This window comes from Candidatus Spongiihabitans sp., assembly GCF_965237845.1.
Taxonomy (GTDB): Bacteria; Pseudomonadota; Gammaproteobacteria; order Arenicellales; family Poriferihabitantaceae; genus Spongiihabitans.
In genome coordinates this window covers 1,077,516-1,098,993 of sequence record NZ_OZ250154.1, presented here as the reverse complement: position 1 = coordinate 1,098,993, position 21,478 = coordinate 1,077,516, and the positions used below count along the sequence as shown (strand labels likewise).

Annotated in this window: 17 protein-coding genes and 2 pseudogenes; 8 read left to right on the top strand and 11 right to left on the bottom strand. The window is 51.5% G+C overall.

From position 1 onward, the window contains the following. Positions 1–91 precede the first annotated feature (91 nt). Positions 92–868, top strand: a complete 777-nt coding sequence (locus ACPXXB_RS05370) for an enoyl-CoA hydratase (protein ID WP_423910987.1) — start codon at positions 92–94, stop codon at positions 866–868. A gap of 87 nt (positions 869–955) precedes the next feature. Then, complete coding sequence (locus ACPXXB_RS05365; protein ID WP_423910240.1) at positions 956–2,212, top strand: MFS transporter; 1,257 nt, start codon at positions 956–958, stop codon at positions 2,210–2,212. Positions 2,213–2,259: 47 nt separating this feature from the next. On the opposite strand, the pseudogene phnE reads toward ACPXXB_RS05365, so the two are convergent. Further along, a pseudogene (gene phnE / locus ACPXXB_RS05360) lies at positions 2,260–3,004 on the bottom strand (phosphonate ABC transporter, permease protein PhnE). 310 nt (positions 3,005–3,314) lie between these two features. Further along, a pseudogene (locus ACPXXB_RS05355) lies at positions 3,315–3,693 on the bottom strand (ATP-binding cassette domain-containing protein); the annotation flags it as partial. Positions 3,694–4,184: 491 nt separating this feature from the next. Between ACPXXB_RS05355 and ACPXXB_RS05350 the strand changes: the two are divergent. Further along, positions 4,185–5,378 carry an ABC transporter substrate-binding protein gene (locus tag ACPXXB_RS05350; RefSeq protein WP_423910985.1) on the top strand — a complete coding sequence of 398 codons (1,194 nt, stop codon included), beginning with the start codon at positions 4,185–4,187 and terminating at the stop codon, positions 5,376–5,378. A gap of 158 nt (positions 5,379–5,536) precedes the next feature. Here the strand turns inward: ACPXXB_RS05350 and ACPXXB_RS05345 are convergent, their stop codons facing one another. The 9 genes from ACPXXB_RS05345 to ACPXXB_RS05305 form a co-directional block, all read right to left on the bottom strand. Continuing rightward, the gene (locus ACPXXB_RS05345; RefSeq protein ID WP_423910237.1) at positions 5,537–6,496 is read right to left on the bottom strand and encodes an AvaI/BsoBI family type II restriction endonuclease; all 960 of its coding nucleotides are present in this window, start codon (positions 6,494–6,496) and stop codon (positions 5,537–5,539) included. Then, entirely contained in the window at positions 6,497–7,996 is a 1,500-nt protein-coding gene (locus tag ACPXXB_RS05340) for a DNA methyltransferase (protein WP_423910235.1), read from the bottom strand. A 207-nt stretch (positions 7,997–8,203) separates the two neighbouring features. Next, positions 8,204–9,583 carry a branched-chain amino acid ABC transporter permease gene (locus ACPXXB_RS05335; RefSeq protein WP_423910232.1) on the bottom strand — a complete coding sequence of 460 codons (1,380 nt, stop codon included), beginning with the start codon at positions 9,581–9,583 and terminating at the stop codon, positions 8,204–8,206. A 23-nt stretch (positions 9,584–9,606) separates the two neighbouring features. Continuing rightward, a complete protein-coding gene (locus ACPXXB_RS05330) occupies positions 9,607–10,620 on the bottom strand; it encodes a branched-chain amino acid ABC transporter permease (RefSeq protein ID WP_423910229.1) in 1,014 nt (337 codons plus the stop codon). A gap of 89 nt (positions 10,621–10,709) precedes the next feature. Beyond that, complete coding sequence (locus ACPXXB_RS05325) at positions 10,710–11,414, bottom strand: ABC transporter ATP-binding protein (RefSeq protein WP_423910226.1); 705 nt, start codon at positions 11,412–11,414, stop codon at positions 10,710–10,712. Next, entirely contained in the window at positions 11,411–12,238 is an 828-nt protein-coding gene (locus ACPXXB_RS05320) for an ABC transporter ATP-binding protein (protein ID WP_423910223.1), read from the bottom strand. Before ACPXXB_RS05320 ends, ACPXXB_RS05325 begins: the two co-directional genes overlap by 4 nt. A gap of 106 nt (positions 12,239–12,344) precedes the next feature. Beyond that, positions 12,345–13,064, bottom strand: a complete 720-nt coding sequence (locus ACPXXB_RS05315; protein WP_423910220.1) for a hypothetical protein — start codon at positions 13,062–13,064, stop codon at positions 12,345–12,347. 76 nt (positions 13,065–13,140) lie between these two features. Further along, positions 13,141–13,488 carry a hypothetical protein gene (locus ACPXXB_RS05310; RefSeq protein ID WP_423910218.1) on the bottom strand — a complete coding sequence of 116 codons (348 nt, stop codon included), beginning with the start codon at positions 13,486–13,488 and terminating at the stop codon, positions 13,141–13,143. 13 nt (positions 13,489–13,501) lie between these two features. Beyond that, complete coding sequence (locus ACPXXB_RS05305; protein ID WP_423910215.1) at positions 13,502–14,065, bottom strand: hypothetical protein; 564 nt, start codon at positions 14,063–14,065, stop codon at positions 13,502–13,504. A 453-nt stretch (positions 14,066–14,518) separates the two neighbouring features. Here ACPXXB_RS05305 and ald point away from each other — a divergent pair, with 453 nt between their 5' ends. The 5 genes from ald to ACPXXB_RS05280 all read left to right on the top strand — a co-directional run bounded on the left by ald (position 14,519) and on the right by ACPXXB_RS05280 (position 21,445). Beyond that, positions 14,519–15,637 carry an alanine dehydrogenase gene (ald, locus tag ACPXXB_RS05300; protein ID WP_423910213.1) on the top strand — a complete coding sequence of 373 codons (1,119 nt, stop codon included), beginning with the start codon at positions 14,519–14,521 and terminating at the stop codon, positions 15,635–15,637. Between the two features lie 57 nt (positions 15,638–15,694). Beyond that, a complete protein-coding gene (gene xsc, locus ACPXXB_RS05295) occupies positions 15,695–17,470 on the top strand; it encodes a sulfoacetaldehyde acetyltransferase (protein ID WP_423910210.1) in 1,776 nt (591 codons plus the stop codon). 51 nt (positions 17,471–17,521) lie between these two features. Next, positions 17,522–19,072, top strand: coding sequence for a M48 family metalloprotease (locus ACPXXB_RS05290; RefSeq protein WP_423910207.1), 1,551 nt, complete (start codon positions 17,522–17,524; stop codon positions 19,070–19,072). Positions 19,073–19,371: 299 nt separating this feature from the next. Beyond that, entirely contained in the window at positions 19,372–20,424 is a 1,053-nt protein-coding gene (gene pta / locus ACPXXB_RS05285) for a phosphate acetyltransferase (protein WP_423910204.1), read from the top strand. Further along, positions 20,408–21,445 (top strand): mandelate racemase/muconate lactonizing enzyme family protein, encoded by a 1,038-nt coding sequence (locus ACPXXB_RS05280; RefSeq protein WP_423910201.1) that lies wholly within the window; start codon positions 20,408–20,410, stop codon positions 21,443–21,445. The genes pta and ACPXXB_RS05280 overlap by 17 nt, the downstream gene beginning before the upstream one ends. The last annotated feature ends 33 nt before the right edge of the window (positions 21,446–21,478 follow it).

Here is a 21,478-nt window from a genome sequence, read left to right as displayed (position 1 = left end):
ATAACTAACGCCCGTGCATGAATCGCAGGAATTTGTTAAATTAGCATGCTCACACAACCTTACGACATGACCTATAACAATGACACACGACATAACCTATAAAACGATTATCGCCGAAATAGACGAGACTATCGGACTGATAACGCTTAACCGACCGCAAGTGCTGAACGCATTATCAAACCAACTCGGGGGCGAGTTGACCCAGGCGTTATCCGATTTTGAAAACAATCACGCATTAGGCGCCATCGTGATTACCGGTAACGAAAAGGCGTTTGCAGCGGGGGCCGATATCGCGGAAATGAAAGACCAGTCTTATATCGATGCTTACCAGGGTGGTGCGACCTGCAACCTGGAAGATGCACTTAGCAAATGCAGGAAACCGGTGATTGCCGCCGTGAGCGGTTACGCGCTGGGCGGCGGTTGTGAACTTGCCATGATGTGCGACTTTATCATTGCCTCAGAAAGCGCAAAATTTGGGCAACCGGAAATCAACTTAGGCATTCTTCCCGGTTGGGGCGGCACCCAACGACTCACTCGCCTGATTGGAAAGTCAAAGGCGATGGATATGTGCTTGACCGGCAGGATGATGGATGCGGCTGAAGCGGAGCGATGCGGGTTGGTCTCTCGTGTCGTGGAAAAAGACAAGTTTATGGACCAGGTTATCAGCATCGCTAAATTGGTTGCTTCAAAATCACTGCCCGCATTAATGATGAACAAGGAATGTATCAACCAGGCGATGGAAACCAGCCTCCACGACGGCTTGCTTTTCGAGCGCCGCCAATTTCAGGCGGCTTTTGCGACCGCGGATCAAAAAGAGGGCATGGCGGCATTCGTAGAAAAAAGAAAACCGCATTGGATGCATAGATGATTGCAACATAGCTCATCGGAGTCATAGATCAAGCAAGGCGGCAAGTAACAATCGGAAATTATTGCCCGCAAGGAGATACTTGAAATAATGTCGTTGAATTTAAAAAGCTGGCGCACACCACTGGTCGTGATTATCGCAGGCTGTTTGATTTCCACTATAGGTTTCGGAATACGCTCGGTATTCGGGTTGTTTTTGGAGCCGATGACGGTACAGATGAACTGGTCCAGGGAAACCTTCGCCCTGGCCATGGCATTACAAAACCTGATGTGGGGCATCGGCTTGCCTTTCGCCGGTGCCCTGGCCGACAAATTTGGGTCGGTCAAAGTGATTATCATCGGCGCCATTGTTTACGGCCTCGGCGTCTGGGGAATGTCAAATGCTGAAACCGGGTTTGCCTTGCATATGACCGGCGGCATTCTAGCCGGACTCGGTATTGCATTTTCCGCATTTACCCTTGCTTTAGCTGTCATGGTGCGGGTTGTGGGCGCGCAAAAAAGATCCTTCGTTTTGGGATTAGGCACTGCGGCGGGTTCCTTCGGCCAGGTATTATTTTCACCGCTTAGCCAGGGATTTATTTCTGCATTCGGCTGGCATACCGCGCTTGTCATCCTCGCCTCAATGACGCTGTTGATGATACCCCTGGCCTTATGTCTGCCTAATTCCCCGGCCAATTCGTTGTCCAATTCGATGGCGGATGTGCACGCAAAGAAAATCAGCGACCAATCGTTATCGGCTGCCGTTTATGAAGCGGTTCATCATCGGGGGTATGCTCTGCTAACTATTGGCTTCTTTGTATGCGGCTTCCATGTCGCGTTTATAACGGTTCATTTCCCCGCGTATATTAAAGACCTCGGGCTCAACCCTGAAATTGGAGCCTATTCCATCGCCCTCATTGGCTTGATGAATATCATCGGTTCGCTTTTATCCGGGTGGGCTGGCCAGAAGTGGAGTAAAAAATGCGGTTTGAGTGTCATCTATTTCAGCCGGGCGATAATTATCATGGCCCTGTTGTTGCTGCCCAAAACGCCGTTAGTGATGCTGTTATTTGCCGGCACTATGGGACTGCTCTGGCTATCAACCGTTCCGCTCACCACAGGTATCGTGGCGCAGATATTTGGGGTTAGATATATGGGAACACTATTCGGAATCGTTTTTCTGAGTCACCAGATCGGCAGCTTTATGGGCGTCTGGCTGGGCGGTCGTATTTATGATCAAACCGGATCCTACGATGGCATGTGGTGGGCTGGGGCAATGGTCGGAATTCTGGCAGCGGTGATTCACCTGCCGATTAACGAGAAACCGTTGCAACGGCTAGCGGCAGACACACAAGCAGCTAAAGCATAGCTGCAAAAATCTGTTGTCATCTCAACCGCTCCGGATTTTCGAAAATATTAAATTATGGCATGCCGAACCTTGGCTGAAACCCATTCACTAACGATCACTGTGGCAAGAATCACCAGCAAAATTAAAGAAACCTGAGTCTAAGCCAGCGTATTGATTGAGGAATTGAGTTGCAATCCAAGCCCTCCGGCACCAACCAGTCCGAGCATGGTTGATTCACGGATATTAATGCCCCAACGAAACACACTAATTCCGGCAAAAGTAAGTAAAATCTGGTGCACAATCCCATAAACCAATTTCTGCGCGCCACTGAAACCAGTCGCTTCTATAGCATCCACTTGAGTGTGACCGATTTCTTCGATTGCTTCGTACAATAATTTGGAACAAAATCCCACAGACCTCAGTCCAATGGCAATCACTCCAGCGAAAACACCTGGACCAATGATGGTCACTAACATCAATGCCCAGATTAATGAATTGATAGAACGGGAAGAAACAATGATAAATAGGGCAATAGGACGAATGAAAACTGTGCTTAGAGTGGTATTTCGTGCGGCACAAAAAGCAATCGGCACTGCAATAACAATCGCAAGAACGGTGCCCAATGTGGCAATATTGAGCGTATCCCCAACAGACTCCCAAAGTTTTTCCATGTTAGGCCCATTTTGGGGGAACCATTCGTTCAGCCATGTCAGCAGCTTGTCTGGGGGCATCTTCCACAAACAACCAAATGGTCTTTTCAGAAACCAGTTGCCAGCAATACACAAAAATAGTACACGGACCTATAGGATAAATTCCGAGCTGCTCCCAGTCCTACCGGAATCGAGATTAAAATTCCTGCAACCGTTGCAGTCACAGTCATCCATAGACTTTCAAAGATTCCATCTACGATAGAATCCCAGCGGCTAATGAAATCTGGCGGGAAAAAGGAAACTACAAATCAGTTGTCCACGGGTCATTCCCTCAGCCACTCGCCCCCAATTGACCTCCATCGTACCAAAGGCTAAAGCGAGATATATTACAATTGACAGCCAAAGCCCCCAACGCAACAAGGGGTTTTTAACAAACGGCGGGCGTTTCCAAGTGCGGTGTGGTGCCGTGGTTATTATGAATGAGCCCTCGTGGTCTGTATCAACAAGTCATTTTCATCTTCGTCTTCCACGGTGCCAATTGTTGCTTCCCAGTCTTCTTCACCATAAATTTTAGTTAGTTGATTCGGCGTGACCCCTTTGGGGAGGGCCATCATAAACAATTTCGCCCAATTGCAGACCAACAATACGTTTAGCAAACATCTGTGCTAGGTGCATATCATGAATATTGATGATAGCAGCCAGCTGGCGTTCTTGGCAAAGTTCACAAATCAAACACATAATCTGTCGTGAGGTTTTAGGGTCAAGGCTGGCGGTGGGTCCATCAACCAATAACAAACCGGGGTTTTGAATCAAGGCTCGACAAATGCCGATACGTTGCCTCTGACCACCCGATTTTTTTATCCTCTCACAGTCTCATAGGTGTCTGATCCCACACAACAATCGGAAATGGCACGGCTTGCGCCGCCTGTGTTTAACTGGATTATCGGGCCAAGCCCGATAATGACGAACAGGCTAGGGGATTACCGACATTACATCACGCAGGCAGAAATCCACCCTACAAGAGCCGCCGATAAGCAGATTAAATCCTGGCGGCGAAGCCGCACCATTCAATTAGCTTCTGCTTTTTTACTTGCATACCCTGCCTTTTAGATGGTTGGACTTGGGCATTGAACCCAAAATTGATAATAGTAATTCCATATCGGGCAAATCCAAGTATAATCACGGGCACACGCGCCGAATCTAACGTGGCCAGGTCAGCTTCATTAAACCCGCTTTATTGTCGGTTTTATTGCCATTGGCATTTGCTTGGCGGTTCGATCCGGTTCAGTATAATTGTTTAATACATATCAAACTTGAGGAGATTCGCAAATATGTCCATCAAAATGAACAAAATCGTAATCGCCGCCGCAGCGGTGATTATTGTCGCCGCCGGGTCGGCGACGGCACTGGCCGAGGATATCAAAATCGGCGTGATTCTTGGTTTTACTGGCCCGATCGAATCGCTGACCCCCGGCATGGCGCAAAGCGCCGAACTGGCGATGAAGGAGGCCTCCGACTCCGGCCTATTGCTCGGCGGCAAGCAAGTCTTGCCGGTGCGCGCCGACTCCACTTGCGTGGATTCCGCCGCCGCCACCGCCGCCGCGGAACGGCTGATCACCGCCGACCGGGTTGCCGCCATCATGGGCGCCGATTGTTCCGGGGTAACCACCGCCATCGCCAACAACGTCGCGATTCCAAACGGGGTAGTCATGGTGTCGCCTTCGGCCACCTCGCCGGCGCTCTCGACCATCGAAGACAAGGGCTTATTCTACAGAACCGCCCCCTCGGACGCGCGCCAGGGGCAAGTGCTGGCCAATGTTCTAACCGATCGGGGCATTGCAAATGTCGCGGTCACCTACACCAACAATGACTATGGCAAAGGCTTGGCGGAATCGTTCGCCAGCGCGTTCAAAGCAGTGGGCGGCACGGTCGCCATCAGCGCGGCGCACGAAGATGGCAAAGCCGACTATGCCGCTGAAGTCGGCGCGCTGGCCGCGTCCGGCGCGGAACACCTCGCGGTGTTCGGCTATGTTGACCAAGGCGGCAAAGGCATCATCCAGGGCGCGGTTGACACCGACGCGTTCAGCAGCTTCATCCTCGCCGACGGCATGATCGGCGACTCGCTGATTAACGCGATCGGCGATGACTTGAATGGCACCATCGGCACCGTGCCCGGTGGCGCCGATGATGCGGCCACCCGCTTCCTCGACCACGCCAAACGCAACGGCGTTGACGGCGACGGCCCGTTCCGCGGCGAATCGTATGACGCCGCGGCGTTGTTGATGTTGGCGATGCAAGCCGCCGGCTCGTCCGAGCGCGCCGATATTCAGGCGAAAATGATGGCGGTAGCCAACGCCCCGGGCGAGGAAATCGCGGTCGGTGAACTGGCCAAGGGCTTGCAAATCCTGGCCGATGGCGGCGAGGTGGACTACACCGGCGCGACCAACGTTGAATTCAACGAAGTTGGCGAAGTGTTCGGCTCGTACAAGGAACTGGAAATCAAAAACGGCGAATTCGAGACCATCCGGGTGCGATAAACCGGGCCCGATAAGCCGACCGTAGCAACAAAAACCCGGCAACGTCCGCCGTTGTCGGGTTTTTTAGCGCCCTTTTATTTCAGATGGAATCTAACGCCGGTCGCACTTGCTGCATACAATAGCGAATGTCCCACCTCCGTGTCTGTGAACCTGGTTTTCTAGATTTTTATCAACCAATCACATAAAGAAACCACTTGATCTTCATTTGTCAGATTGGCTCCGTTTGATAAAACATGATTGCTTAATTGCTGATATATCTCTTTCGCCATAGCACTTTCTATTGCTGCACCTATGAAAAATGTATGAGGGTTGCAGTCCACACCGGCAAAGGCTGTCCGAATTCTCTCCAGTGCTGAATTCGCAGTTTTCCAATGCTCGTCCGCGCCCGCCGGGTCTATCCCACCTTTCAGTTCCCCCAATGCAAGATATTTTTTTGGTTTGTAGTGCGCGGAATTTTTATTTTCCCCAGAAATTATTTCATTTGGAGCGCAATCGAATAAGCAAAGATCAACATTCTTTCTTACTATAGGCACTGTCAGGTTGTAAGCCAGAGTACGTTTTGCTTTTCCAAATACCCAATATAATCCTTTAACGCGCTTCTCTATATCTGGCTCATCATGTGATGCCATCCATTCTCTGCTTCTTGAATCCAAATACTTAAACGTCACCCCTCTTACAGCGAATATGGATATAAGCATCCTTGTAAACCGCCATTCACCTAGTTTGCCTGCAAGATTCCTCATGCTACCGCCCAAGGAGTCTCCTCTTGTAAGCAAAAATCGATAAACCAACTCATCCACAAAATGCTTTCCAGAAGGCTTTAGAAATTCCTCTATGAGACCTGCAATGGCTTTGTTTTTATCTGATTCCAGAAGATGATTCTTTGCTTTATCAGAAATACCTGCTGCTACAAGCAAAGCATTTTGTATTTGACTTATAGCTAGCAAACCCTCTGGTTTTGTTGCTTTTACAGAAAATGCTCTCAGTGCTTTGGCCTCTTCAATAAAAGGCGTGGCCTTTCTGGTTTTCTCCAACGCCAAGGATATAAAACCGGCTCTTGTCTGTTCGTAGGGAGTAATGAGGTTTTTGTATGATTTTAAATGGTTTTTGAATGGCATTTACGCCACCTTTTTCCACACATAGACACATTTTCTTAACGCTTCTCGTCCATGCTTGCCCATTTGTTGAGAACTGTTTCCTTTCCCCTGAGGAAGAACAAGTATATTTTCAATGCAAAAACCCAAGTCTTCAGCTATTTTCGACAAAAGCGTGTCCACGGAAATTGCAGCCCCCGCATATCTAACATTGTCATTAACCATAAACATCAGACCATCTTTTTTCAGCACACGATAGCACTCTTGAACGACACAAGCCATTTCATGGAAATACCCCCTCACCATCCGAGCAATGCCATTGTTATTAAGTTCATTTCTACTTTTCTTATAATCTAAATAATCGAGTATTTCTTGCAATAAAGACTGGTTGTTGCAAACATCTATGGCTACTTTCCATTTTTCATTAAAAGAAAAAAGTTCTTTTGCCTTGTTTTCAACTGTGCAGCTTATCATCGCCTGTCGCAATGACCCTAATTCGCTTTCGGTGATTCCCAGCAATGCATGCTCTAATGCATAGGTTCGTGTGTAATCGTAGCGGTTGCAATAAGGGGGCGAAGTGATTATCCCTGAATAAGATCTGCTTTTCAGTGTAGGGAGAACGCCTAAACAAGATCCTTTTATTATGCCAACCTCTCCAGCCTGAATGTCTTGCGACTTAAATGAAAACAAATCCTTTCTATTATCACCAAGAGACATATCATTTTTTATTTCCTCTAGTTTGATTGATATGGCCTCATCGAATGACAGAATCTTTCCTTTGTCAAAAGTGTTTTTTCCATTTCCTCGACCGGATCTATAATCCCAACGAAGGAATTGCCCGTCTTTTCTTGTATAGCTTATTGATTCAAGAACGCACAGAAGCGCAAACAACAGTGTTTCTTTTAGTTCTGAGCCTTCGTATTCAAGTTCGTTTAAGTATCTTTTTATTTTATGGTGTGTTTCTTTTGAGTATGCGCCATCTGCTATGCGAAGCCTTTCAAAATCTTTAGTTTCGCCAGTAGCATTCCATGATTTCTGCAGTAGCCAACGCTCCAACCCCGAAACAATGTTCTGCTTATGCTTGCCTCTAGCAAGGATATTTGCTTCTATGATTTTTTGGCCTACAGGTAATACTTCTATACCTTCGGAGTTGTAGCCCAGCGAGGAACATGCAAACAATGCCGTTCCTGCACCAGCAAAAGGATCAAGTATTCGCCCTTTGCTGACACTATATTTGCGAAAAAGATATTCGACTAAATCAGCGGAGAATGCTTCCTTGTACTTGTACCATCTATAATGTGTGCGGGTTTTATTTGCTTGGAAACTGACGAGTTTCCGAGTCAATATCCTATCAACTACAAGTGCTTCAGAAAAGCGGCTAGATAAAGATGTATCCAGATCTTCTATTTGCGCCAGGAAATCATCGTCATCATAAACTTCTTTGGTGTTCTCTACATTTTGTGCTACATTGACTGACATTCTTAATGCATCTCCTTGACAGGCTACTATCTCTTTTTGGCGCAAGCCGCAAACTGTGTCGCCACGTGAAATTCATAAACAGCATTTAAGTATACCATCATACACCAAGCAAGAGGGTTTTGGTCTCTTGCTTCGGGATGCCCTACAGGGAGCAACATGCTTATTTTCTTACGATATGTGGACTGCGACACCTGCTATTCCAGTAGGCCGCGCAAAAATAGGGATGTTACTTCGCATCAAGGAAACCCCGGACTAACGCCGCCTGACCACTTCCGGTAATATCCCGCCGGGGCTGAAGCGCATCACCAGCAACAGCACCAAGCCCATCAGGAACAGGCGCATGTGCTGGGCGCTGTTCATCAGGTGGATTCTCACTGCATGGTCCTCGCCGAGCCAGTTGGTGGCGTTGTCGATCAGCCACAGTCCCGCCGGTTCGGCCTCGATCCAGAAAAACCAGACCAGGAATCCGCCCAGCACCGCGCCGAGGTTGTTGCCGGAACCGCCGACGATGACCATGACCCATATCAGGAAGGTGAAGCGTAGCGGGTGGTAGGTGCCGGGGGTGAATTGTCCGTCGAGCGTGGTCAACATGGCGCCGCCGATACCGATCACCGCCGAGCCGAGGATGAACACCTGGCGGTGGCGCGCGGTGATGTTTTTACCCATCGCGTTAGCCGACACTTCGTTGTCGCGAATCGCGCGCATCATCCGCCCCCACGGCGAGTTGAGCGCGGCGGAACTCAGCAACAAAATAATCACCAACACGCCGGCGAACAGTCCGGTGTAACATAACTTGACCAACAGACTCGAGTAGTCGATCACCAGTTTGTTGAGCGCGTCGAGGCGCGCACCGGCTGCCAGCGACACCAGTTCGGCGGCGTTCAATTTTTCCACCGCGTCGATAAACCACGGCGTTTGCTGCAGGTCGATTTCATATGGCACCGGACGCGCAAGCCCAGTGACATTTTTGACACCTCGGGTCAGCCAGTCTTCGTTTTTCAAAAACGCAATGATGATTTCGGAGATGCCGAGGGTGGCGATGGCGAGATAATCCGAGCGCAGTCCGAGGGCAACTTTGCCCACCACCCAAGCCGCACCAGCGGCAAACAAACCGCCCACCGCCCAGGAAACAATCACCGGCAGGCCGAGGCCACCGAGATAGCCGTGCTTGGCCGGGTTAACCGCCTCGATGGCCGCTACCGCCGGATCATAAAAATAGCGCACGGCAAAATAGCCGAGCGCGATGAGCACACCCATGCAAACCAGCCGCAACTTGCCCTTCGGCAAGCGTCGGCGCAATAAAACCGCGCCGGCGATGGTGGCGATGCCGCACGCCGCCGCCAGTAGCAAGCCACCACCGCCGGCCGCCCAGGCGCCCGCCACCGGCGCTTTGGAAACCAGCACCGCAGCGACACCGCCGAGCGCGGCGAAGCCCATGATGCCGACATTGAACAACCCGGCATAGCCCCACTGAATGTTCACGCCGAGCGACATGATCGCGGAAATCAGGCACAGGTTGAAAATCGCCAGCGCCAGCGACCACGATTGCCCGATGCCAACCAGCAACAGCAGCGCCGCCATGACCGCGAAGGCGATGCTCGCGCGCAGCCGATTGCTGGCGGCGGCGCTCATAGCGCTCACGCCGTTGACACTGTTCATCCTGCCCTCCCGCCAAAGATGCCGGTCGGGCGCACCAACAGCACCACCACTAAGATGATGAACGACACCGCGAACTTGTAGTCGGTGGACAGCAGTTGCATCAACCCTTGCGGCTGCCATTGCTCCGGCAGCAGGTAGATCAGAAATTTTTTATAGGCGTAGGTAATCATCACTTCGGAGAACGCGATGACGAAGCCGCCGACGATGGCGCCGACCGGTTGGCCGAGACCGCCGACGATGGCGGCGGCGAAAATCGGCAGGAGTAATTGGAAGTAGGTGAACGGCTTGAAACTTTTGTCGAGACCGTAAAGCGTGCCGGCGATGGTGGCCAGCGCAGCGGCCAGTATCCAGGTGACCATCACCACGCGCTCGGGGTTGATGCCCGACAATAGCGCTAGGTCTTCGTTATCCGAAAACGCTCGCATCGCCTTTCCGGTGCGGGTTTTTTGCAGAAACCAAAACAGCGCGATCACCAGCAGGATAGCAACGACGATAGTCAGTCCCTGAGAAGCCTTGATGCTCAAGCCTTCGCTCAGTCCGCTCATCTGCTTGAAATCCCGCGCCCTGATGATGAACCGTTCACCGTCGGCAAATTGCTGGTCGTTGGGGCCGATGATAAAGCGCACGATGCCGTTAATCATGAACATCACGCCGACCGAGGCGATCACGAATACCACCGGCGGGCTTTTGTTCAGGCGGTAATATCGGTATACGGTCTTGTCCACCACCACACAAAGCACCGCCGCGGCGGCGATGCCAAAGGGCAATCCGAGCAACGCCGTGGGCAATGGCGCAATACCGATTCCCTTGGACTGCAACCACCAGGTTGCGAGGATGGTTGCCATGGCGCCAAAAGCCATGGTGTCGCCGTGGGCAAAGTTGGAAAACCGCAAAACGCCGTAAACCAAGGTGACGCCGAGGGCGCCGAGGGCCAGTTGCGCACCGTAGGACAACGCCGGAATGATGACGAAGTTGGCCAGCAACACCAACGCGTTGAGAAAATCGCTCATTATCGACCAGCCACGGGAAAAGGCTTGCGCATTTCAGGTTTGAGCAACCGCAGCAGCGCGTTCAGCAGGGCGCCCAATTCCGGCATCGGCTATCCCCCGAGAAAAGACTTGCGCACTTCGGGGTTGGCGAGCAGCGCCGCACCGCTGTCGGTATGGCGGTTTTCGCCGATGACCAGCACATATCCGCGGTCGGCGATGTTCAGCGCCTGACGCGCATTCTGCTCAACCATGAGCACGGCGACGCCGGTTTCTCGCACCTCCAGGATGCGCTCGAACAGCTCATCCATCACGATCGGCGACACGCCGGCGGTCGGCTCGTCCAACATCAACACCGACGGCTGCGTCATCAGCGCACGCCCGACCGCCACTTGCTGTCGCTGACCGCCGGACAACTCGCCGGCCGGTTGGCGGCGCTTTTGCGCGAGCACCGGGAACAGTGCAAACACCTGCTCCATAGTGTCTGTGAAATCATCGTGCCGCAGATACGCGCCCATCTCCAAGTTCTCCTGCACCGTCAAGGAGACGAATACATTGGCGGTCTGCGGCACGAAGGCAATGCCGCGCGCCACGCGCGCCTGCGGGGTGAGGCGGATGATGTCTTCGCCTGCGAGTTTGACGTTGCCCTCGCGCAGTTTCAGTAGCCCGAGCATGGCTTTCATGGCGGTCGATTTGCCGGCGCCGTTGGGTCCGACGATGACCGCGATCTCGCCCTGGTCCACGCCAACCGTGCAGCCTTTGAGGATATCGGCGCCGCCATAGCCGCCGGTCATGTTTTCGCCGCTGAGAAAACTCATGCCGGCTCCGGTTCGGGTTCCGACCGTGTCGGCGGTAGAGGCGGAGACGGCTTCGCAGGTTTGTTCTTGAGTCCGCGGCCGAGGTAGGCTTCAATGACCTGCTCGTTGGATTTGACCTGCTCGGCGCTGCCTTCGGTCAGCACCGAGCCTTCGGCCATCACGATCACCGGGTCACACAGGCGGGAAATGAACGCCATGTCGTGTTCGATCATGCAAAAGGTATAACCGCGCTCGCGGTTGAGGCGGATGATGGCATCGCCGATGTCGTTCAGCAGGGTTCGATTAATGCCCGCCCCGACTTCGTCCAGCAGCACCACCTTGGCATCCACCATCATGGTGCGGCCAAGTTCGAGGAGTTTTTTCTGGCCGCCGGAGAGGTTGCCGGCGCGGGCATCGGCAACCTGCGACAGGTTCAAAAACTCGATCACCGACTCCGCCTGCTTGCGAATCTTCGCATCCTGCCGACACACCTTGGGGCGTTGCAGCCAGGCGTTGGGCAAACGCTCGCCGGCCTGCCCGGCCGGCACCATCATGAGGTTTTCCAGCACCGTCAGGCTTGAGAATTCGTGCGCGATCTGGAAGGTTCTGAGCAGCCCCCTGGCGAATAATTGGTGCGGTTTAAGGCCGGTGATGTCTTCCCCATCAAGATAGATATGGCCAGATGTCGGGGCGTAAACCCCGGCGATAACATTAAACAAGGTGGTCTTGCCGGCGCCGTTGGGGCCGATCAATCCGGTGATCGTCCCCTGCTGTATCTCAAGGGTGGCGTTATCGACGGCCTTCAAGCCGCCGAAATGCTTGGAGATGGAATCTATCCGAATCATGCGTGGGTGGTTTGGCCCTGGGGCCGGTTTTTTATCCTCTTAACAGTCTCACATGTATATGAGCCCGGACAGCCACAAATTATTTATTAGAATCGTCGATATTAGCTTATGCGCAGGCACTACTTAAAATATGTAGTTTTATATCTTCCCATACACACCGTACTTTGTCTTGCCAATTTTTTCTATGTGCTTTGGGGTAAAACAACCTGGAACAAAATGTTGATCTATCGTTTACAAATTCGCCAACAATGAATGAAAAATCTTGATCATTCACATCATGATCTAGAGACTGCAATACAACATCTTTACTTTCACAATTACTTAATATTTTTTGGGTATACATTATAATTTTCAGATAATCATCTTTTTCCAAAGATTTGCATGCAAAAAAGCCGGCTAAATGTGGGGTGATTCTATGAACAATGGAATATTGATATTCAAAGTCTATTAACAGCTGATCAAATATAGACATTTTCAGATATTTTTCCGTCAATATATGACGTTGCATTCCAGTAATTTCTTCAATATGCCATTCTTTAGTCAAATCTTTTTTGAATTTTTTTGTTCCCAGAAAGAAGGGGGGTTTTTTGGAGTTACACAACCAAAATGAATTAAAGCACTCAGCAAAGTTTACCGAATTTACATCCGCCAAACTAACTAATATTTTTTCCAAGTCTGATATTGATTGTATTCGAGATTCGATCAAGTAGCCCCGAACCGATATAAATATATCACTCAGAGAGCATGGCGTATAGTTTATAAATGATGCCTTTGCTAAATTTGCATCATTTACGGTCACCCACTCTAAAAAATCTTCAGCTTCCATTTATACTCTCCTTTTAATATAATCGGTCATCATTTCGAATGGGTTTTTACTGTCAGGCAAAAACATTTTTTGGTAGTCATATTCTTGGAATTTTTCTTCCTTCCTTCCACCTTAGAAACTCTTCGTATGGGGGCGGAGGATTCCGAGGACGACCTCCAAGACTAATCAGCGGGGTCATTGGTTCAATATGCCTCCTATAGGCTTCCGCATTTTGCTTGGAATCAAAAAGTTTGGAACTAATCGCCATATATCGGCTATTATTCCTATATGTAACGAGACACCATTTGGCATCAACTGGAGATTCTTCATGATAAATGGTCGTTGAAACTCGATCACCTTCAATGGTTGTGATACCTTTACAGATGTACAGGACATGCATCCTGTCATCTCTGTATAGTTCGCCGTCAAATTCGGTAAATTTCATCGTTCTATTCGGGTTAGTTACAATCATTCTGACTTGACATTTCATGGGCTGTGGCTCGCAAAATCGCTTTGCCCTTTTCTATCAACTCACGCTCATCAAAAGGCTCATATTGTTGCTTAATCGCCTCCAATTCTGGTGTGAGAGGTTGTTTCCAACCTTGGCGGTTGCCTTGCTGTTGGTCGACATGGGAATCGAAAGAGTCGCGGTAATTTCTTAAAGTGTGGACATTAACTTTTAGTTTATCCGCCAAATAGGAAAGGGCTTCCGACTGATTGAAGTTGTTTCCCGTGATTGAATTGACAAATGGGTAATCATATTTGGACATGCTGTAGGCAAAAAACAGTATGTTTTTCCTCGCCTCCCCACTGGTTCTGGCACTCCTCTTGCGCGCAGTATGTCTCGCTGGTAGCGCTTCTTGCCAACTCCCCTGCAGAGTATTTAGGCATTCGTCTAGGTTAGACTTGATGCGCTTAATATGCTGGGAGGCAACCTTGTCTTGCAAGACGTGATCGAGCAGTTCTGACCGACAATCTTCGAGCAATCGTTGTATGTGGGTCTGTACGGTTGGGGTGTTCATGGTATGCCTCCTTCAAGGAAAAAGTTTAGAAAAGTTCAGTAATTACATAGAATACATTGTTCAATACATTATTTCAATACATATTTACATAAAAATTACATTATTCATAGCAAATACGTCACCAACACCCGCCTATGTCCGGCGTGACCAGCGCGGCGTCGAGCCCGAGGGTGGCGTTTATAACCCTCTCCTCTACGGAACCCTCCCTTACACATCCTACGGAACATCCCCTGCGGATTAGGGTCCGCACTCAGGGGTTGCACAGACGCATATAGCGGTACTCAAAAACGGACCCAAATTTGCCGCTTTCAATCAACCTGTTATAAAATCTGGATTAACCATGTGGTAGGCTCTGGTACTACAATAATCAGACTGGAATTATTATTTTTCCTTCTCGACAAATTCCCTGCCATTTGTTACTAAGCGCCTGTTCAAAATGATCGAGGAAATAACATGCTAGTAGGTATCCCAAAAGAAATCAAAAACCATGAATATCGGGTTGGCATGACGCCAACCAGTGTTCGTGAAATTATCAAGCATGGCCATCAAGTCGTGGTTGAAACCAAGGCGGGCGTCGGCATCGGCGTGGCGGATAGTGACTATTCCACTGCGGGCGCCACCATCCTTGATAGTGCAGCGGAAATTTTTGCCAAAGCGGATATGATCATCAAGGTCAAGGAGCCTCAGGCCGTAGAGCGCGCGATGTTGCGCGAGGGTCAAATACTCTATACCTATCTGCATCTGGCGCCTGATCCAGCACAAACCAAAGACCTAGTGGAGAGCGGCGCAACCTGTGTGGCTTATGAAACGGTGACCTCAGCATATGGCGGACTGCCCCTGCTGGCGCCGATGTCCAAGGTGGCCGGGCGCATGTCGATTCAGGCCGGGGCCTATTGTCTCGAACAACCCCACGGCGGATTGGGTATGTTGCTGGGCGGTGTTCCCGGCGTTGATCCGGCCAAAGTTGTTGTTCTGGGCGCTGGCGTGGTCGGCACCCATGCTTGTCATATCGCGGTGGGCATGGGCGCAGACGTTTGGGTGTTGGACAATAACCCAATTTCCATCGAAAAACATTGGCAGCAGTTTGGGCGTTCAACCAATTCGGTATTTTCGACCGTCGATGCGCTTGAGCAACACGTTGTTAGTGCAGACCTGGTCATCGGCGGGGTACTCATCCCCGGCGCCGAAGCACCGAAGTTGGTGAGCGCGGCGATGGTGCGCGACATGAAACCAGGCTCGGTCATCGTCGATGTCGCCATTGACCAGGGTGGTTGTTGCGAGACCTCGCGGGCAACCACCCATGCCGACCCGACCTATGTAGTGGATGATGTCGTACACTATTGTGTTGCCAATATGCCGGGCGGCGTGCCGCGCACATCAACCTACGCGCTCAACAATGTTACCCTGCCGTTTGCGATTGCATTGGCAAACAAAGGGGCAAAACAGGCGATGCTGGACGACCTTCATTTGCGTAACGGCTTGAATGTACACGCGGGAAAAATCACCTGCCGCGAAGTAGCGGAAGATTTAGGATATGAATACGTAGAGGCGGGCGCGGCGTTGCAGGGTTAGGCGCCGCACTAAACCGCATTATAAAGAATAGTCAACTAATTTTTGAGGAAATAACAAATGACGAAAATGACCACTTCCGAAGCCTTTGTGGAAACCATGGCGGCGCACGGCGTGACCGATATATTTGGAATCATGGGCTCGGCTTTTATGGATGCGATGGATATATTCGCGCCTGCCGGCATCCGCCTGGTGTCGGTGGTCCACGAGCAGGGGGCCGGCCATATGGCTGATGGCTATTCCCGGGTAAGCGGCCGACATGGCGTGGTCATCGGCCAGAACGGTCCGGGCATCAGCAACTGCGTTACCGCTATCGCCGCGGCCTATTGGGCGCATTCGCCGGTGGTGATGATTACCCCGGAAACCGGCACCATGGGTCAAGGCTTGGGCGGCTTCCAGGAAGCGAATCAGCTGCCGATGTTTCAGGAATTTGTGAAGTATCAGGGTCATGTCAACAATCCGAATCGTATGGCTGAATATACCTCCCGCTGTTTTGATCGCGCTCATTCCGAACTCGGGCCGACCCAATTAAATATTCCTCGTGACTATTTTTATGGGGATGTGGATATTGATATTCCACAACCCATGCGGCTGGATCGCGGCCCAGGCGGAGAAGACACCTTGAACGAGGCCGCGCAAATGCTGACCAACGCGAAATTTCCAGTGATCATTTCCGGCGGCGGCGTGGTCATGGCTGACGCCGTTGCACAATGCAAGGCGTTGGCAGAGCGTCTTGGCGCGCCAGTCGTCAACAGCTATCTGCATAATGATTCATTCCCGGCAAGCCATCCACTCTGGTGCGGCCCACTCGGCTACCACGGTTCCAAAGCGGCCATGTCGCTGATCAGCAAAGCCGATGTGGTGGTGGCCTTGGGCACTCGTCTTGGACCTTTCGGCACCCTTCCCCAGTACGGCATCGACTACTGGCCGAAGGATGCAAAAATCATTCAGATCGATGCCGACCACAAAATGCTGGGATTGGTTAAGAAAATTTCAGTCGGCATTTGTGGCGATGCCGGCGCTTCAGCGCAGGCGCTGCTTGCTCGAATCAATGACCGAAAGCTGACCTGCGATGCCAGCAAAGATGCGCGCGCCACTGAGATTGATGCCGATAAGGCTTCCTGGGAAGCCGAGTTGAATGAATGGATTCACGAAAAAGACGGCTATAGCCTGGACATGATTAAAGAACAAGAGGGTGAAGCGGGTAATTGGCTGCATCCGCGGCAAGTGTTGCGTGAACTCGAAAATGCCATGCCGACTGATGCTATGGTCTCTACCGACATCGGAAACATCAATGCCGTTGCCAACAGTTACCTTCGGTTTGAAGAACCGCGCAGTTTCCTGGCGCCGATGAGTTTCGGTAATTGTGGTTACGCGCTGCCGACCATAATCGGCGCTAAATGCGCCACCCTCTCCGAAAACAAAAATCGCCCGGCCATCGCCTACTCCGGCGACGGCGCATGGACCATGAGCATGACGGAAATTATCACTGCGGTTCGCCACAACATACCGGTGACTGGCGTGGTGTTCAATAACCGCCAATGGGGCGCCGAGAAAAAGAACCAGGTGGATTTCTATGGTCGCCGTTTTGTCGCCGACGATTTGAAAAATCACAGTTTCGCCGGAATCGGGCGCGCTATGGGTGCCGAAGGCATCACCGTAGATCAACTTGAAGATGTCGGCCCGGCATTGACCAAAGCGGTTGACCTGCAAATGAACCACGGAAAAACCACGGTCATCGAAATCATGTGCACTCGGGAACTCGGCGATCCATTCAGGCGAGATGCGCTAAGCAAACCGATTCGGCATTTGGCGAAGTACAGGGATTATGTGTAGCGGCGCGGGTGGCGAAAGGCGGTAAAAAATATCCCTAACAAACTTTTCACATTGACGCCCGCGCGTATCCGGGCCGCCTTCCTGCCGGCGCTGTTGTCGGCGTTGCTCGCGGTCGGCGGTTGCGTCGCCAATCCGGTGACCGGCAAGAAGGAACTCGTACTCATCTCCACCGAGACCGAAATTGAGACGGGTCGGGAACACTACCTTCCGGCACAGCAAGCCGAGGGCGGGCGCTATACGGCGGATGCGGTGCTCGGCGAATATGTGACTTTCGTCGGCGAGCGCATGGCGGCGGTGAGCGATCGTGCGTTGCCCTATCAATTCGTGGTTCTCAACAACAGCACGCCAAACGCATGGGCGTTGCCCGGCGGAAAAATCGCGGTCAACCGCGGCTTGCTGGTGGAACTGGATAACGAAGCCGAACTCGCCGCGGTGCTCGGTCACGAAGTCGTGCATGCCGCAGCAAGACACGGGGCACGTGCCATGCAGCGCGATATTCTTTTCTCGACTATCCAACTTGGGGTTGCGCTCGCCAGCGAAGATTCCAAAAACGCCGATTACGCCGTCGGTGCCGCTCAATTGGCGCTCGGACTCACCAATTTAAAATATGGCCGCGATGCCGAACGTGATTCGGACTACTACGGCATGAAATACATGCATGCCGCTGGCTATGACACCGCAAGCGCGGTGACCTTGCAGGAAAAATTTGTTGCGCTCTCCAAAAGCCGCAAAGACAACTGGATTAGCGGACTGTTTGCCAGCCACCCGCCCTCCGCCGAACGGGTCGCGGACAATCGCCGGGCGTTGGCGACGTTCCCCGGCGGCGGCATGGTCGGGCGTGCGCGTTACCGGGAACATCTTGCGCATCTGCTCAGCCGCAAGGACGCTTACGAACAAGCCGACCGCGCCCGGGAACTGCTCGATTCGGATCCACGCGCCGCGCTTCAAACGATCAACGCCGCAATCCAAAAAGAACCTCGCGAGCAACTATTTCACGGCATAAAGGGACATGCCCTGGCGTATCAGGAGCATTATCAGGAGGCACTGCGTGCATATGACACCGCCATCCAATACGACCCGCATCCGGGCTACTATGAACACTTTTTGGGGCGCGGCCTCGCGTATAAAAACCTCGGGCAAAACACCCGCGCGCAGGCTGACCTTGAACGCAGCAACCAACTGTTGCCAAACGTCCTGGCGAATTTTCATCTGGGCCATATCGCGGCGAAAAAAGGTGACCGCGAAAACGCCAAGAAGTATTTCCTGACGGCCGGTGACGCGGGCGGCGAGATTGGCGAAAGTGCACACAGGATTTTCACCATGCTGGACATCGCCGACGCGCCGTGGCGGTATGTGGACGCCGAAATTCTCTTTGGAGAAGACGAATTGTTCATCGAGGTGCACAATAAAACGCCGTATCCGCTTCAACACATATCGCTGGGCGTCAACGCCGACATAAACGGCCGGACCCACCGGCGCAAACCATCCCTTGCTCGCCTTGCGCCTAACGCCAAAAAGAAAATTTCCGGCGGCGTTCGCTACCGTGAAGAAGACGAAGTGGAAGTCGGGGTAGAGATTCTCGGGGCGAAGATTGCAAACTAACGGGCGAGTGCAACAGGCGTGGCTGATGGTCGGGTGATCTGATGTCCAAAAGAAATCATTCACAAAACCAGCGGCGTTCTGACCTCGCTGGCGGCTTTTGTCGCCGTCGTGAGCGGCATTACCGTTTCCGAAAGCTTGGCGGCCGAGCGCAAAATTTTGCGTGAACGATTATTTAAGCAGCCGTTAACCCTTTTCAACCAAAACTGTCTCAGGCGTGGGTTTTTGTGTCTGATTCTGCGCGGAAATCGCGCTTGCAATCATCAGCAATATGATAAGCCGATAAATGAAAAAAGCATTTAATGAATTCAATCAGCCACATTATCAAGCAAGCCAAGGCAAATCCGAAAAGGATTGTTCTGCCCGAGGCCGGCGACCTTAGGGTTATTGAAGCCGCTTCATTAATCTCTCAGCAAGGGCTGGCGCAAGTCATTTTAATTGGAAACCGCTATGACGTGTCGCAGTTGGCGGATAGCCATAATATCGACCTGTCCAATGTAGAGATCGAGAATCCCGAAAAAAAAGGCGGGCAAAGCGAGAACGCCGAAAAATATATCGATGCCCTTTTTCAAGCGCGCCAGCATAAAAAAGAGCGGATTAAAAAAAGCGGGCACAAAAACCTCACGCTAGACCAAGCACGCGAACAGGTTGCCGACCCGCTGATTTTTGCCGCGCTCAAAGTGATTAGCGGCGATGCCGACGGGTTTGTCGCCGGCGCGATAAACACAACCTCCGATGTGGTAAAAACAGCGTTGCAACTGATTGGCATGAAACCGACCTGCAAATTGGCGTCCAGTTTTTTTTTAATGCAGCATGACTTGGCCCATCAGGCCATCCAAGGCACCGCCATTTACGCAGACTGCGCATTGGTCATTGACCCTGATGCCGAGCAGTTGGCCAGCATTGCCATCGCCTCGGCGGATAGCGCAAAAAATCTGGCCGGGTTGGAGCCAAAAGTTGCGCTGCTTTCTTTTTCAACGGCAGGCAGTGCTAAGCATGCGCATGTGGACAAGGTAATCGAAGCGGGAACAATAATCAGCCAAAAAAGACCCGATATCACGCTGATGACAGAAGTGCAATTTGATGCGGCAATTGTTGCCAATATCCTGAAACAAAAAGCACCGAATATCTCCGTTGATGCGCCTGCAAATGTGTTTATTTTTCCCGAATTACAGTCCGCAAATATCGGCTATAAAATAGCGCAGCGCATTGGCGGCGTGAACGCGGTGGGGCCGATACTGCAAGGGCTTAAACACCCGGTTAATGATCTTTCTCGCGGATGCGGCGTACAAGATATTGTGCAATTGGTTGCGGTCACCTCGGTGCAAGCCTGCTCAAATGAAAATCGAATTTAAGACCCTGCATCTTGAGAAGCGTTTCCCCCTGGCTATCAGTCGCGGAGTAAGCGCCGGCTCTGTCAATCTTTTTGTTTCTGTCACTCATCAGGGAATTACCGGTTGGGGTGAATTATCTCCCGGAAAAAGCGAGGGCGCCGCCACCGCAGAGCAGGCGCAAAATATGTTGACCGAGTTTTTCGATGAGGATTTAAGTGGATTATCCATTCATCAAATCCAGCAACGCGGTCGCGAGCAAAACATCGCCGCCTGCGCGTTAGCTGGGCTGGATATCGCGCTTTGGGACTGGCTTGGTAAAAAAGCCAATCTACCCTTGTATCGACTGCTCGGCATCAGCAAACCCAGCGTACCGACATCGGTAACGATTGGCATAAATCCTCCGCAGGTAGTCAAACAGCGTGTTCCCCTGTTACTCCAAGGCACCGGAATTAAATCACTAAAGATTAAACTCGGTTCTCCCGAAGGCATTGAAGCAGACCAGACTATGTTTATGCAGGTCGCAGAAAGCACAAAACCTTATGACGTTAACGTGCGTGTCGATGCCAACGGCGGCTGGAGCGTCAAAGATGCTATCTTTATGATGAAATGGCTGGCCGAGCGCAATACCGATTACGTCGAGCAACCGTTAGCCGAGGGACAGGAAAGCGAACTCCATGCCATTTTTAAAAATCGGCCGTTGCCTGTTTATCTGGATGAGTCCTGTCGCTACTCCAAGGATATCGTCAAATGGGCCGATGCCGTGGACGGCGTTAATCTGAAATTGATGAAGTGCGGCGGTATCACTGAAGCATTACGCATAATTTCCGTGGCGCGCGCGTTTAACTTAAAAACCATGATCGGTTGCATGGGCGAATCATCGATGTCTATTTCCGCTGGCGCGTCGATAACCGGGCTTTTGGATCACATTGATCTGGACTCCCACCTGAACCTGGCGCCTGACCCTTGCTCTGGTGTCGAGTTAATTGACGGCATTGTTGTCCCTAATGACTTGCCCGGGCATGGCGCCAGTATCAATCCCTGAAAACTGTATCTCTAAAAATGCTGGGGGGAAATC